Consider the following 13,242-nt stretch of genomic DNA (forward strand, 5'->3'; position numbering starts at 1 on the left):
GTCACGGAGCGGGCAGGTTGAGGACCGCAGCGTATCGCCCATGATCTTGGTCGCGTCGGCCGGTTCCCTCATCCGGGCGGAAGACAGGCAAGATGGGGGCGTGACCCTCATCGACCAGCTTCCCCAGACCGCCGACCCGGACGCCCTCTTCGAGGCCTTCTCCTCATGGACCGAGAGCCAGGGCATCACGATGTACCCGGCTCAGGAGGAGGCGCTGATCGAGGTGGTCTCCGGGGCGAACGTGATCCTTTCCACCCCGACCGGCTCGGGCAAGAGCCTGGTGGCGGCGGGGGCGCACTTCACGGCGCTGGCGCAGGACAAGGTCACCTTCTACACGGCCCCGATCAAGGCGCTGGTGTCGGAGAAGTTCTTCGACCTGTGCAAGCTGTTCGGCACCGAGAACGTCGGCATGCTCACCGGCGACGCCTCGGTCAACGCGGACGCCCCGGTGATCTGCTGTACGGCCGAGGTGCTGGCCTCCATCGCGCTGCGCGACGGTAAGTACGCCGACATCGGCCAGGTCGTGATGGACGAGTTCCACTTCTACGCCGAGCCCGACCGGGGCTGGGCCTGGCAGATCCCGCTGCTGGAGCTGCCGCAGGCGCAGTTCGTGCTGATGTCGGCGACGCTCGGCGACGTCTCGATGTTCGAGAAGGACCTGACCCGGCGCACCGGCCGCCCCACCTCCGTGGTGCGCTCGGCGACCCGTCCGGTGCCGCTCAGTTACGAGTACCGCTTCACGCCGATCACCGAGACGCTGACCGAGCTGCTGGACACCCGGCAGTCGCCGGTCTACATCGTGCACTTCACGCAGGCGGCGGCCGTCGAGCGGGCGCAGTCGCTGATGAGCATCAACATGTGCACCAAGGAGGAGAAGGAGAAGATCGCCGATCTGATCGGCAGCTTCCGCTTCACCACCAAGTTCGGCCAGAACCTCTCCCGTTACGTACGCCACGGCATCGGGGTGCACCACGCGGGGATGCTGCCCAAGTACCGGCGGCTGGTGGAGAAGCTGGCCCAGGCGGGGCTGTTGAAGGTGATCTGCGGGACGGACACGCTCGGCGTCGGCGTCAACGTCCCCATCCGCACGGTGCTGTTCACGGCGCTCACCAAGTACGACGGCACCCGGGTGCGGACGCTGCGGGCGCGGGAGTTCCACCAGATCGCGGGCCGGGCCGGGCGGGCCGGGTTCGACACGGCGGGCTTCGTGGTGGCGCAGGCCCCCGAGCACGTCATCGAGAACGAGAAGGCCGTCAAGAAGGCGGGCGACGACCCGAAGAAGAAGCGCAAGGTGGTCCGGAAGAAGGCTCCGGAGGGCTTCGTCGCCTGGTCGGAGACCACCTTCGACAAGCTCATCCAGTCCGAACCGGAGCCGCTGACCTCCCGCTTCCGGGTGACGCACACCATGCTGCTGGCGGTCATCGCCCGGCCGGGCAACGCGTTCGAGGCGATGCGGCACCTGCTGGAGGACAACCACGAGCCGCGCCGGGCGCAGCTGCGGCACATCCGGCGGGCCATCGCCATCTACCGCTCGCTGCTGGACGGCGGGGTGGTGGAGCAGTTGGAGACGCCGGACGCCGAGGGCCGGATCGTGCGGCTGACGGTCGACCTCCAGCAGGACTTCGCGCTGAACCAGCCGCTGTCCACGTTCGCGCTGGCCGCGTTCGACCTGCTGGACGCCGAGTCCCCCTCGTACGCGCTGGACATGGTCTCGGTCGTGGAGTCGACGCTGGACGACCCCCGGCAGATCCTGGCCGCGCAGCAGAACAAGGCGCGCGGCGAGGCCGTGGGGCAGATGAAGGCGGACGGGGTCGAGTACGAGGAGCGGATGGAGCGGCTCCAGGAGGTCACGTACCCGAAGCCACTGAGCGAGCTGCTGTGGCACGCGTACGACGTGTACCGCACGAGCCACCCGTGGGTGAACGACCACCCGGTGTCGCCGAAGTCGGTGATCCGCGACATGTACGAACGGGCCATGACCTTCACGGAGTTCACCTCGCACTACGAGCTGGCGCGGACCGAGGGCATCGTGCTGCGGTATCTGGCGAGCGCGTACAAGGCGCTGGAGCACACGATCCCGGACGACGTGAAGTCGGAGGACCTCCAGGACCTGATCTCCTGGCTCGGGGAGATGGTGCGCCAGGTGGACTCCAGTCTGCTGGACGAGTGGGAGCAGCTGGCCAACCCCGAGGTGGAGACCGCCGAGCAGGCTCAGGAGAAGGCGGACGAGGTCAAGCCGGTCACGGCCAACCCGCGCGCCTTCCGGGTGCTGGTGCGCAACGCGATGTTCCGGCGGGTGGAGCTGGCCGCGCTGGACCGGGCCGGCGCGCTGGGCGAGCTGGACGGCGACTCCGGGTGGGACGAGGACGCGTGGGGCGAGGCCCTGGACGCGTACTGGGACGCGCACGAGGAGATCGGTACCGGGCCGGACGCGCGCGGTCCGAAGCTGCTGAAGATCGAGGAGGACCCGGCGCACGGGCTGTGGCGGGTCTGGCAGGCGTTCGCCGACCCGGCGGGCGATCATGACTGGGGCATCCAGGCCGAGGTGGACCTCGCGGCGTCCGACGAGGAGGGCCGGGCGGTCGTCCGGGTCACCGAGGTCGGCCGGCTGTGAGCGCACGCGTGATGTGGGAGCGGAGAGGTACGGCATGACGAATCCGGCGGAGCGCCTGGTCGACCTTCTCGACCTGGAGCGGATCGAGGTCGACATCTTCCGGGGCCGCAGCCCCGAGGAGTCTCTGCAACGGGTCTTCGGCGGGCAGGTCGCGGGCCAGGCGCTGGTGGCGGCGGGCCGGACCACCGACGGGGACCGGCCGGTGCACTCGCTGCACGCCTACTTCCTGCGGCCGGGACGGCCGGGCGTGCCGATCGTGTACCAGGTGGAGCGGGTACGGGACGGGCGGTCCTTCACCACACGGAGGGTCACAGCCGTCCAGGAAGGCCGGACGATCTTCAATCTGACGGCGTCCTTCCACCGCCCCGAGGAGGCCGGGTTCGAGCACCAGCTGCCGCCGGCCAGGATCGTCCCGGACCCGGAGGAGCTGCCGACGGTCGCGGAGGAGGTGCGCGAGCACCTGGGCGCGCTGCCGGACGCGCTGGAGCGGATGGCCCGGCGGCAGCCGTTCGACATCCGTTACGTGGACCGGCTGCGCTGGACGCGGGAGGAGGTCGAGGACGCGGACCCGCGGAGCGCGGTGTGGATGCGGGCGGTGGGGCCGCTGGGCGACGACCCGCTGGTGCACACCTGCGCGCTGACGTACGCGAGCGACATGACGCTGCTGGACGCGGTCCGCATCCCGGTGGAGCCGCTGTGGGGCCCGCGCGGCTATGACCTTGCCTCCTTGGACCACGCGATGTGGTTCCACCGGCCGTTCCGGGCGGACGAGTGGTTCCTGTACGACCAGGAGTCGCCGATCGCCACGGGGGGCCGGGGGCTGGCGCGGGGCCGGATCTACGACCGGTCGGGGCAGCTGCTGGTGTCGGTGGTGCAGGAGGGGCTGTTCCGGCGGCTGGACCGGCCGTAGCGGCGCTTCACGTGCCCGGCAGCGGGTCCTGCTCGACCTCGTGGCGGCGGGTGCGGATGTCCGGGGGCGCGGGGTGCAGCTTGGCGTCGCAGGACGGTCCGAGGCCGGCGCGGCGCGAGTCGGCCCCGGTGAGGGGGCGGCCGCAGAGGCGGCAGCGGACGAGGCGGCGGCGTTCGGGGGCCCCGTCGTCGGGGTCCGTCTCCGCGCGAACCGCTGCGTCGGCTCCGGGCAGCGGCTCGGGGAAGGCATCGGAAGTGTCCACGCCCCGATCCTCCCAGAGGGCCTGAGGCGGTCCGCGCGGGCGGCCGGCCTCAGGCGCGCTCGCGGTCCAGCGCCTCGTCCAGGGTGCGGGCCGCCATGATGAGCGAGAGATGGGTGAACGCCTGGGGAAAATTGCCCAGTTGTTCACCGCTGGGGCCGATCTCCTCGGCGAACAGGCCCACGTGGTTGGCGTAGGTGAGCATCTTCTCGAAGGTGTAGCGCGCCTGTCGCAGCCGTCCGGCGCGGGCAGCCGCGTCGACGTAGAGGAAGGTGCAGAGGCTGAACGTCCCCTCCGCGCCGCGCAGCCCGTCCGGCGACGCCGCCGGGTCGTAGCGGTAGACGAGGCTGTCCGAGACCAGGGTGCGGTCCATGGCGTCCAGGGTGGACAGCCAGCCCGGATCGCGCGGGGCGAGGAACCCCACTCTCGGCATGAGCAGCAGGGACGCGTCGAGCACGTCGTTCCCGTAGCTCTGGACGTAGGCCTGGAGTTCTTCGCTCCAGGCGCGTTCCGCGACCTGCTCCAGCACGGCGTCCCGTGCCCCGGTCCAGCGGGCGGTGTCGGCGGGACGGCTGAGCCGGGCGGCGAGTTCGAGGCCCCGGTCGAAGGCGGCCCAGCACATCACCCGGCTGTAGGTGAAGTCCTTGCGCCCTCCCCGGGTCTCCCAGATGCCCTCGTCGGGGCGGTCCCAGGAGTCCGCGAGCCGGTCCAGGGTGCGGGACAGGGTCTTCCACCCCCGGTAGCCCGCCCGGGCGCCGGCCTCATGGTTCTCGGACAGGGCGTAGAGGGCTTCGCCGTAGATGTCGAGCTGGAGCTGGTCCTCCGCCGCGTTGCCGAGCCGGACCGGGCGCGAGCCGCGGTAGCCCTCCAGGTGCCCGAGGACCTGCTCCCCGTCCAGCGGCTGCCCGTCGACCCGGTACATGATCCGCAGGGGCTCTCCGCCGGCGTCCTCCCGTTCCCGGAGCCGGTCGCCGAGCCAGTGGGTGAACGCGGTCGCCTCGTCGACGAAGCCCAGGTCCAGCAGGGCCCGCACCGACAGGGAGCCGTCCCGGACCCAGGTGTACCGGTAGTCCCAGTTGCGTTCACCGCCGAGTTGTTCGGGCAGTCCCATGGTCGGCGCGGCGACGGGTGCGCCGGTGGGTTCGTACGTGAGCAGCTTCAGGGTGATCGCGGAGCGGTTGACCATGTCGACCCAGCGGCCGTGGTAGCGGGATCCGCGCACCCACCGCTGCCAGAAGTCGACGGCATCCCAGAGCTGGTCGGTGATCCCCTCGATGGTGGGTGGCGGCGGCTCGGGGTCGTCGGAGCCGCAGAGGGTGAGAACGGCGCCCGCCACTTCCCCGGCGTGCAGGGTGACGCCGCCGACCGCGTCCCGGCCGTCACGGGTGAGCGGGAAACCCGCCTGGAGATGGGCCGTCACGCCGGGTGCCCGGAAGACCGCCCGGTGTCCCGTGGGCCCCAGCTCCAGCTCGTGGGCGGCGCGGCCGTAGTCGAACCGGGGCCGGCACTCCAGGCCGAAGCGCACGGTGCCGCGCACCGATCGCACGACGCGGACGAGCGTGTGCCGTGCGGTCGGCCCGCCGGACCGGATCGGGGTCATCCAGTCGAGGACCTCTCCGACGCCGTCGGGAGCCATGAACCGGGTGACCACGACCGCGGTGTCGGGGTAGTAGAGCTGCTTGCCCGTGTGCGGGCCGCCTTCGGGCGCCAGCCGGAAGTAGCCGCCGCGCTCGTGGTCGAGCAGTGCGGCGAAGACGCTGGGCGCGTCGAATCTGGGGGCGGCGAACCAGTCGACCACTCCCCGCGACGAGATCAGCGCGGCGGTCTGGAGGTCGCCCACGAGTCCGTGGTCGGCGATCGGCGGATACCGGTCCATGAGCCTTCCCTCCCGGTCGGGCCCCCGTGCTCCTCACTATCCGGCACTCCGGTCCCGGCTGCGCGGCGGGCACCCGTGCCGGTCCGGGGCACGCCGCCCGGTTTGCCGAGCGGGGCCGCAGCCGCGTTACTGGAGTGAGCCCCGGCCGGGCCGGGCGTCGCTCCGCCCCACGGGGCCGGGAGCCGCGGAGGTAGCGGGATGGACATGATCCACATCCGCGCGGTGAGTCCGCCGGACCTGACCGACGAGGTCGTCGCCCTGCTCTCGGGCGACGCGTGCGTGTTCGATCTCATCGTCCAGCGTGGCGCCGTTCGCCGTCCGGACGGCGACTCCGTCACCTGTGACGTCCTGACGGGGGCGGCCGACGACGTGCTGCACCGGCTCCGCGCCGTCCGGCTCGACCGACGGGGCTCCCTCGTCATCGAAGCGGTCGACATGGCCTTCTCCGGCGCGGCCATCGAAGAAGGGCGGCGCGCGCTGGGGCCGCTGAACGGGGCGCCGGTCTGGGAGCAGGTCGAGGCGCGCATCCGATCCGGAGGGCGGTACCCGCCGAGCTTCTACCTCTACCTGGTCGTCGCCGGCCTGATCGGTTCGGTCGGCATCGTCACCAACTCGCAGATCCTCATCGTGGCGGCGATGGTCGTCGGGCCGGAGTACGGCGCGATCGTCAGCGTGGCGCTGGGGATCGACCGGGGCCACCGGGCCGCGGTGCGCGGCGGGCTGGCCGCCCTGGGCGCCGGCTTCCTCCTCACCATCGTGGTCACCTTCCTCTTCGCCCTCCTCATCCGCGGCTTCGGGCTGGAGTCCGCGGCGTTCGACCGGGGGCTGCGCCCCGTCTCCAACCTCATCAACACGCCGAACTTCTTCTCCGTCGCCGTCGCCACCCTGGCCGGGGTCGTCGGGATCGTGTCGCTCACCGAGGCCAGGACGAGTGCCCTGCTCGGGGTGTTCATCTCGGTCACGACCATCCCGGCCGCCGCGGACATCGCGGTCTCCACCGCGTTCACCAGCTGGTCCGACGTACGGGGCTCGGCCATCCAGCTCGTGGTGAACATCCTGGTGCTGATCGTGGTGGGCACGGCCGCGCTCAGGGCCCAGCGGGGGATCTGGCGCAAGGTCGGTCTCCGGCGGGACCGGAATCGCCGGGCCGCCGAGGAGACCTGACGCACGAGCCCTCGATCCGAAGCCCGCCGTCCGCCGTCCGCCGTCCGCCGTCCGACACCCGAAGTCCGAAGTCCGAAGCCCGACGAACTCCTGAAGGGGCCCTCATGGACCGGGAAACCGCCGCACCGCTGCGCGCCGCACCCCACGCGACACCGGCCGAACGCGCGGCCCTCGGCAGAGCCGCGCGCCGCAGGGCTCCCCGGTCGAGCCACGCGGACTTCACGCCGTCGCCGCACCGTACCGACCCGCTGGCGGTCCTGGAGGCGCAGTCCGCGGAGCGGGTGCCCGAGCTGGTCCCGATCCGCTATGCCCGGATGTCCGAGTCCCCGTTCCGCTTCTACCGGGGCGCGGCGGCCCTGATGGCCGCCGACCTGGCCGGCACCCCCGACTCGGGGATCCGGGCGCAGCTGTGCGGCGACGCCCATCTGCTGAACTTCCGGCTGCTGGCCTCGCCCGAGCGGAATCTGCTCTTCGACATCAACGACTTCGACGAGACGCTGCCGGGCCCCTGGGAATGGGACGTCAAACGGCTGGCGACCAGCCTCGTCATCGCGGCGAGGGCGAACGGCTTCACCGACCGGGAGCGGTCCGGGATCGTCCGGGCGTCGGTCCGCTCGTACCGGGAGTCGATGGCCCGGTATGCCGGGATGCGCAACATGGACGTGTGGTACGCGAGGACGGACGCCGAGCGGCTGCGGACGCTGGCCGCGCAGGAGTTGGGCGGGCGGGGGCGCAGGAACGTCGGCCGGGCGCTGGACAAGGCCCGTTCCAGGGACAGTCTGCAGGCCTTCGGCAAGCTCGCCGAGGTGGCCGGCGGGCGGCTGCGGATCGCCGCGGACCCGCCGATGGTCGTCCCGCTCACCGAGCTGATGCCGGGGGTGGAACCCGAGGCGGTGTACCGGAGGTTCGGCACCCTGGTGGCCGGCTACGGACGCAGTCTGACGTCCGACCGGCGCAGTCTGCTGGAGGACTTCGCGCTGGTGGACGTGGCCCGGAAGGTCGTCGGTGTGGGCAGTGTAGGCACCCGGTGCTGGATCATCCTGCTGCTCGGCCGGGACGACGGGGATCCGCTTCTCCTCCAGGCCAAGGAGGCCGGGCCCTCGGTGCTGGCCGAACACACCGGGGCGAGCCGGTACGCGAACCAGGGCGAGCGGGTGGTCGCGGGGCAGCGCCTGATGCAGGCGTCCAGCGACCTTTTCCTCGGCTGGGAGCGGGCGGACGGCATCGACGGCCGGATCCGGGACTTCTACGTGCGCCAGCTGCGGGACTGGAAGGGCATCGCCGAGCCGGAGTCGATGGCGCCGAAGGGGATGCGCGTGTTCGGCGAGGTGTGCGGTTCCACGCTCGCCCGCGCACACGCCAGGTCCGGGGACCGGATCGCCATCGCCGGCTACCTGGGCCGCAAGGACGTCTTCGACCGGGCGATCGCCGCGTTCGCGGAGGCGTACGCGGACCGCAACGAGCGGGATCACCGGGCTCTGGTGGACGCGGTGGCGTCGGGCCGGCTGCCGGCGGACCCCTCGGCCGGGGGCGGTGCGCACGGCCTTCCGGAGCCGGGCGGCTGACCTTCCGTGCCGGAGGGCGTGTCCCCGGCCGCAGGGAGGCGGCCGGGGAGCCGGTGCGTGGTATGCCGACGTGAGCCCGTGGGGAAGCGTCCCCGCCGCGGGAATCGTCGCGTCGAGGAGTCGAGATCATGCCGCCCACGCCACCGGGCCCGCCCGCCGACGCGCCGGGGGACCCGTACGCGCCGGTCCGCACGCGGAGGTACGCGGGGTTGCTGCTGATGGCGGCCCTCCTCGGGGTGCCGATCTCGGCGATCGCGTTCGGCTTCCTGGCCCTGGTGTCGGAGCTCCAGTCGCTGACGTACGCGGAGCTGCCGAAGGCGCTGGGGTTCGAGGGCACGCCGTCGTGGTGGCCGGTCCCGCTGCTCGGCGTCGCCGGCCTCCTGGTCGGGCTCGTCGTCCGCCGTCTGCCGGGCGGGGGCGGACACCGGCCGGCGGAGGGGTTGGTGTCCACCGGGGCCCCGGCCGCGGTGGATCTGCCCGGCATCGCCCTGGCCGCGCTGGTCTCGCTGGGCGTGGGTGCCGTACTCGGGCCGGAAGCGCCCCTGATCGCGCTGGGCGGCGGGCTGGCCGTCTGGGCGGCGGGCCGGGTCAAACGGGACCTCCCTCCGCAGGCGCGAGCCCTGGTCGGGGCCTCCGGCAGCTTCGCCGCGGTGAGCGCCCTGCTGGGATCCCCGCTGCTGGGCGCGTTCCTGCTGATGGAGGTGTCGGGGCTGGCCGGGCCGATGCTGGGCGTGGCGCTGGTCCCCGGTCTGCTCTCGGCGGGCATCGGCGCCCTGATCTTCACGGGGCTGGGGTCCTGGACGGGTCTGGGGACCTACTCCCTGAGCCTGGGTGACGTTCCGGCGGCGGCGGGCCCCGGCGTCGCGGAGTTCGGATGGGCGCTGGTCATCGGTGTCGCGGCGGCCTTCGCCGGTACGGGCATCCGCCGGCTGTCGCTGGCCCTCCAGACACGCGTGGAGCGGCGGACGGTGGTGGCCACGGCGGTGATGGGGCTGGTCATCGGCGGGCTCGCGCTCGCGTATGCGGAGACGTCGGGCAGGGAGGGCTCGGAGGTGCTGTACTCCGGCGAGCACGCACTGGGCCACCTGCTGGCGGAGAGCGCGGAGTACTCGGTCGGGGCGCTGCTGATGCTCATCGTCTGCAAGTCGCTCGCCTACTGCGCCTCGCTGAGCTGCTTCCGCGGAGGGCCCGTCTTCCCCGCGATGTTCGTGGGCGCGGTGGGCGGCCTCGCGCTGTCCCAGCTGCCGGGACTGCATCCGACCGCGGGTTTCGCGATGGGCATCGGGGCCATGTGCGTGGCGATGCTGCGGCTGCCGATGACCTCGGTGCTGCTTGCCACGCTCCTGCTGGGGAAGGAGGGGCTCACCGTGATGCCTCTGGTGATCGTGTCCGTGGTGGTGGCGTACGTGATCACCCTCCGGCTGACGCCCGCGCCGGTGGACAGGGGCGGGCCGGAAGCGGTGTGATCGTCCCCGTGGGTTTCCCCGGCTCCTGATCCCGCGCCGCGCCCGCTCCTGTTCCGTGAAAGGACCCGCCCCATGACCGAGATCGTCCATGTCTCCGCTCCCGAGCTGGTCACCTACGCCGACGAGCTGGCCGGCCTGCTGGTCGAGACCGTCGAGGAGGGGTCCTCGGTGGGCTTCCTGGCGCCGCTGGACCGGGAGGCGGCCGCGGTCTGGTGGCGGGAGCGGGCCGCCGCCGTGGAGGCCGGCACCATCGGCATCTGGATCGCGCGGGACGGCGGCCGGGTCTCGGGGACCATCGCGCTGGTGCGCGCGCCGCTGCCGAACGCCCGGCACCGCGCGGAGGTCGCCAAGCTGATGGTGCGGCCGTCGGCCCGCGGTCAGGGGCTCGGCGGGGCGCTGCTGGCCGCCGTCGAGGCGTACGCGGCGGCGGAGGGCATCACGCTGCTGATCCTGGACACCGAGAGCGGCAGCCTGGCCGAACAGGTCTACCGCAAGGCGGGGTGGACGGAGGTCGGGAGTGTTCCGGGATACGCGGCGGATCCTGCGGGCAGCCTGAAGCCGACCACCTTCTACTACAAGGAACTCGCCGCTCCGTGAGCGGCGGGTGGCACCATGTGCACCACACGCGAAGATCAGGGAGAGCTTCATGACGCTGCACGACATTCCGCTGCGCACCCTCGCGGGCGAGCCGACCACGCTGGGCGCGTACAGCGGCCGGACCGTCCTGGTGGTCAATGTGGCCTCCAAGTGCGGGCTCACTCCGCAGTACGAGGGCCTGGAGCGGTTGCAGCAGACGTACGGGGACCGGGGCCTGACCGTGCTCGGCATCCCCTGCAACCAGTTCGCCGGGCAGGAGCCGGGCAGCGCGGAGGAGATCCGGACGTTCTGCTCGACGACCTACGGGGTCAGCTTCCCGCTGCTGGAGAAGACCGACGTCAACGGCGCCGGACGGCATCCGCTGTACGCGGAGCTGACGAAGCTGGCGGACGCGGACGGGGAGGCCGGGGACGTCCGGTGGAACTTCGAGAAGTTCGTGATCTCGCCGGCCGGTGAGCCGGTGGCCCGGCTCCGGCCGGGCGTGGAGCCGGAGTCCACGGCGGTCGTCGCGGCGATCGAGGCGCACCTGCCGGGGTGATGACGTGGGAAGGGGCGGCCGGGGAGCTGTTCGTCCCCGGCCGCCCCTTCCGTCGTGCCTCGGCCCGCCGTGGGCCGTTCCGCCGCTCCGCTAACGGATCGGCATGCCCGAGAGCGTGCGGGCGATCACCAGGCGCTGGATCTCGCTGGTGCCCTCGAAGATGGTGTAGATGGCCGCGTCGCGGTGCATGCGCTCGACGGGGTATTCACGGGTGAAGCCGTTGCCGCCGAGGATCTGGATGGCCTGCGCGGTGACGTCCCGCGCGGTCTCGCTCGCGTAGAGCTTGGACATGGAGCCCTCGGCCGAGGTGAACGGCTTTCCGGTGGTGGCCATCCAGGAGGCACGCCAGACCAGCAGCCGGGCCGCGTCGATGCGGGTGCGCATGTCGGCGAGCTGGAAGGCGATGCCCTGGTTGTCGATGATCGGGCGGCCGAACTGGCTGCGGGTCTTCGCGTAGTCGAGGGCGACCTCGTAGGCGGCGCGGGCGGTGCCCACGGCCATCGCGCCGACGGCCGGGCGGGAGGCCTCGAAGGTGGCCATCGCCGCGTTCTTGACGCGCTCGCCGCCGGACTTCGCACGCTCGCGGGCCCGCGCGAGGCGTTCGTCGAGCTTCTCCTTGCCGCCGAGGAGGCAGTGGCCGGGGACGCGGACGTCCTCCAGGACCACCTCGGCGGTGTGGGAGGCCCGGATGCCGTGCTTCTTGAACTTCTGCCCCTGGGAGAGGCCGGGGGTGTTCGGCGGCACGATGAAGGAGGCGTGCCCCTTGGAGCCGATGTCGGGGTCGACGACGGCGACGACGACGTGGACGTTGGCTATCCCGCCGTTGGTCGCCCAGGTCTTGGTGCCGTTGAGGACCCACTCGTCCTTGGCCTCGTCGTAGACGGCGCGGGTGCGCATCGAGGCGACGTCCGATCCGGCGTCGGGCTCGGAGGAGCAGAAGGCGGCGACCTTCACGTCGTCGGCGTCGCCGTACATCTGCGGGATCCAGGTGCCGATCTGCTCCTCGGTGCCGTTGGCGAGGACGCCGACGGCCGCCAGGCCCGTACCGACGATCGACAGGGCGATGCCCGCGTCGCCCCAGAACAGCTCCTCCATGGCCATGGGGATGCCGAGACCCGTAGGGTCGAAGAACTGCTGGGCGTAGAAGTCGAGGGAGTAGATGCCGACCTTGGCCGCTTCCTGGATGACGGGCCAGGGCGTTTCCTCACGCTCGTCCCACTCCGCGGCGGCGGGGCGGATGACATCCGCCGCGAAGCCGTGGAGCCACTCCTTGACCTGCTTCTGGTCGTCGTTGAGCTCAAGCGTGAACTCGGCCATGTTTCCCCTCCAGGCACTGCTGCGGAAAGCGAGCGTTACTTGCGGTAACCACAGTCTGTTACCGGCAAGTAGCAACTGTCAACCGCCCCGGAGCCGATCCGACGCCCTCCGCGCGGGGTGTTACGTTGCGCGGGCGTGCAGGAGCGATGCGACGCCATCGCGTGGCCAGGGGTGGGAGAGGGACGACATGGAGACCGCACGAAGCGCCGAGCGACAGCGGACCGCGGCCGAGAGCCGTCGCCGCGAGTTGCTGGAAGCGGCGGACCGGGTGGTGCTCAGGGACGGACCGCAGGCCTCGATGAACGCCATCGCCGCCGAGGCCGGGATCACCAAGCCCATCCTCTACCGCCACTTCGGGGACAAGGGCGGCCTCTACCGCGCGCTGGCCGCCCGCCACACCGACGCGCTGCTCAGCGCCCTGCGGGCCGCCCTGGACGCGCCCGCCGACCGGCGCCGGCGGGTGGAGTCCACGCTCGACACCTACCTCGCCGCGATCGAGGCCCGCCCCCAGGTCTACCGCTTCCTCATGCACCCCTCCGACGGGTCGGCCGACGCCTCCCCCGCCGACACCTCCCCCGCCCCCGCCGAGCAGGGCTTCGACGTGGGCCGGCACTCCGCCCCGCTGCTGCGCCGCCTCGGCGAGGAGCTGGGCCAGGTGATCGCCGAACGGGTCGACCTGGGCCCGGACAGCGAGCAGACGGCCCGCATCTGGGGCCACGGGATCGTCGGCATGATGCACGCGGCGGGCGACTGGTGGCTCGGCGACCGGCCCTGCGCCCGCGAACAGCTGGTCGGAGCCCTGGCGGATCTGTTGTGGGGCAGGCTCGCGGCGGCGGGCGACCTCAAGGACGGCCCGGGGTTCTGACACCCCGGACGCACCGGACGCGCCCGGCCGCGGGGCGGTCGGGCGCGTCCGGCGTCTGCGGCCCTCGCCGA

11 protein-coding genes are annotated in these 13,242 nt (G+C 72.2%); 8 read left to right on the forward strand and 3 right to left on the reverse strand.

The genetic code is table 11. From position 1 onward, the window contains the following. Positions 1-40: 40 nt before the first annotated feature. Both QFZ71_RS02060 and QFZ71_RS02065 read left to right on the forward strand, forming a co-directional pair. The gene (locus QFZ71_RS02060; protein WP_307666525.1) at positions 41-2,614 is read left to right on the forward strand and encodes an RNA helicase; all 2,574 of its coding nucleotides are present in this window, start codon (positions 41-43) and stop codon (positions 2,612-2,614) included. Between the two features lie 34 nt (positions 2,615-2,648). Further along, entirely contained in the window at positions 2,649-3,524 is an 876-nt protein-coding gene (locus tag QFZ71_RS02065) for an acyl-CoA thioesterase II (RefSeq protein ID WP_307666526.1), read from the forward strand. A 7-nt stretch (positions 3,525-3,531) separates the two neighbouring features. Here the strand turns inward: QFZ71_RS02065 and QFZ71_RS02070 are convergent, their stop codons facing one another. Together QFZ71_RS02070 and QFZ71_RS02075 are read right to left on the reverse strand one after the other, a co-directional pair. Continuing rightward, positions 3,532-3,786, reverse strand: a complete 255-nt coding sequence (locus QFZ71_RS02070) for a DUF6011 domain-containing protein (RefSeq protein ID WP_307666527.1) — start codon at positions 3,784-3,786, stop codon at positions 3,532-3,534. Positions 3,787-3,835: 49 nt separating this feature from the next. Continuing rightward, positions 3,836-5,659 carry a glycoside hydrolase family 15 protein gene (locus tag QFZ71_RS02075; RefSeq protein ID WP_307666528.1) on the reverse strand — a complete coding sequence of 608 codons (1,824 nt, stop codon included), beginning with the start codon at positions 5,657-5,659 and terminating at the stop codon, positions 3,836-3,838. Positions 5,660-5,857: 198 nt separating this feature from the next. Between QFZ71_RS02075 and QFZ71_RS02080 the strand changes: the two genes are divergently transcribed. From QFZ71_RS02080 to QFZ71_RS02100, 5 genes are all read left to right on the forward strand, one after another. Next, positions 5,858-6,823, forward strand: a complete 966-nt coding sequence (locus QFZ71_RS02080) for a DUF389 domain-containing protein (RefSeq protein ID WP_307666529.1) — start codon at positions 5,858-5,860, stop codon at positions 6,821-6,823. Positions 6,824-6,927: 104 nt separating this feature from the next. Further along, positions 6,928-8,388 (forward strand): DUF2252 domain-containing protein, encoded by a 1,461-nt coding sequence (locus tag QFZ71_RS02085; RefSeq protein WP_307666530.1) that lies wholly within the window; start codon positions 6,928-6,930, stop codon positions 8,386-8,388. 128 nt (positions 8,389-8,516) lie between these two features. Next, positions 8,517-9,854 carry a chloride channel protein gene (locus tag QFZ71_RS02090; RefSeq protein ID WP_307666531.1) on the forward strand — a complete coding sequence of 446 codons (1,338 nt, stop codon included), beginning with the start codon at positions 8,517-8,519 and terminating at the stop codon, positions 9,852-9,854. Positions 9,855-9,926: 72 nt separating this feature from the next. Further along, positions 9,927-10,451: a GNAT family N-acetyltransferase gene (locus QFZ71_RS02095; RefSeq protein WP_307666532.1), complete on the forward strand. Its 525-nt coding sequence runs from the start codon at positions 9,927-9,929 to the stop codon at positions 10,449-10,451. A 49-nt stretch (positions 10,452-10,500) separates the two neighbouring features. After that, the gene (locus tag QFZ71_RS02100) at positions 10,501-10,989 is read left to right on the forward strand and encodes a glutathione peroxidase (RefSeq protein WP_307666533.1); all 489 of its coding nucleotides are present in this window, start codon (positions 10,501-10,503) and stop codon (positions 10,987-10,989) included. Positions 10,990-11,079: 90 nt separating this feature from the next. On the opposite strand, the gene QFZ71_RS02105 is transcribed toward QFZ71_RS02100, so the two are convergent. Further along, on the reverse strand, positions 11,080-12,306 hold the full coding sequence (locus tag QFZ71_RS02105) for an acyl-CoA dehydrogenase family protein (protein ID WP_118900888.1): 1,227 nt from the start codon (positions 12,304-12,306) through the stop codon (positions 11,080-11,082). Positions 12,307-12,493: 187 nt separating this feature from the next. Here QFZ71_RS02105 and QFZ71_RS02110 point away from each other — a divergent pair, with 187 nt between their 5' ends. After that, complete coding sequence (locus QFZ71_RS02110) at positions 12,494-13,171, forward strand: TetR family transcriptional regulator (protein WP_307666534.1); 678 nt, start codon at positions 12,494-12,496, stop codon at positions 13,169-13,171. Positions 13,172-13,242: the final 71 nt, after the last annotated feature.

The organism is Streptomyces sp. V2I9, assembly GCF_030817475.1.
Taxonomy (GTDB): domain Bacteria; phylum Actinomycetota; class Actinomycetes; order Streptomycetales; family Streptomycetaceae; genus Streptomyces.

Excerpts from the sequence above, each read along its gene's own strand:
- QFZ71_RS02060 (WP_307666525.1), top strand. The coding sequence starts at position 41 with ATGATCTTGGTCGCGTCGGCCGGTTCCCTCATCCGGGCGGAAGACAGG.
- QFZ71_RS02065 (WP_307666526.1), top strand. The coding sequence starts at position 2,649 with ATGACGAATCCGGCGGAGCGCCTGGTCGACCTTCTCGACCTGGAGCGG.
- QFZ71_RS02075 (WP_307666528.1), bottom strand. The coding sequence starts at position 5,659 with ATGGACCGGTATCCGCCGATCGCCGACCACGGACTCGTGGGCGACCTC.
- QFZ71_RS02080 (WP_307666529.1), top strand. The coding sequence starts at position 5,858 with ATGGACATGATCCACATCCGCGCGGTGAGTCCGCCGGACCTGACCGAC.
- QFZ71_RS02085 (WP_307666530.1), top strand. The coding sequence starts at position 6,928 with ATGGACCGGGAAACCGCCGCACCGCTGCGCGCCGCACCCCACGCGACA.
- QFZ71_RS02090 (WP_307666531.1), top strand. The coding sequence starts at position 8,517 with ATGCCGCCCACGCCACCGGGCCCGCCCGCCGACGCGCCGGGGGACCCG.
- QFZ71_RS02095 (WP_307666532.1), top strand. The coding sequence starts at position 9,927 with ATGACCGAGATCGTCCATGTCTCCGCTCCCGAGCTGGTCACCTACGCC.
- QFZ71_RS02100 (WP_307666533.1), top strand. The coding sequence starts at position 10,501 with ATGACGCTGCACGACATTCCGCTGCGCACCCTCGCGGGCGAGCCGACC.
- QFZ71_RS02105 (WP_118900888.1), bottom strand. The coding sequence starts at position 12,306 with ATGGCCGAGTTCACGCTTGAGCTCAACGACGACCAGAAGCAGGTCAAG.
- QFZ71_RS02110 (WP_307666534.1), top strand. The coding sequence starts at position 12,494 with ATGGAGACCGCACGAAGCGCCGAGCGACAGCGGACCGCGGCCGAGAGC.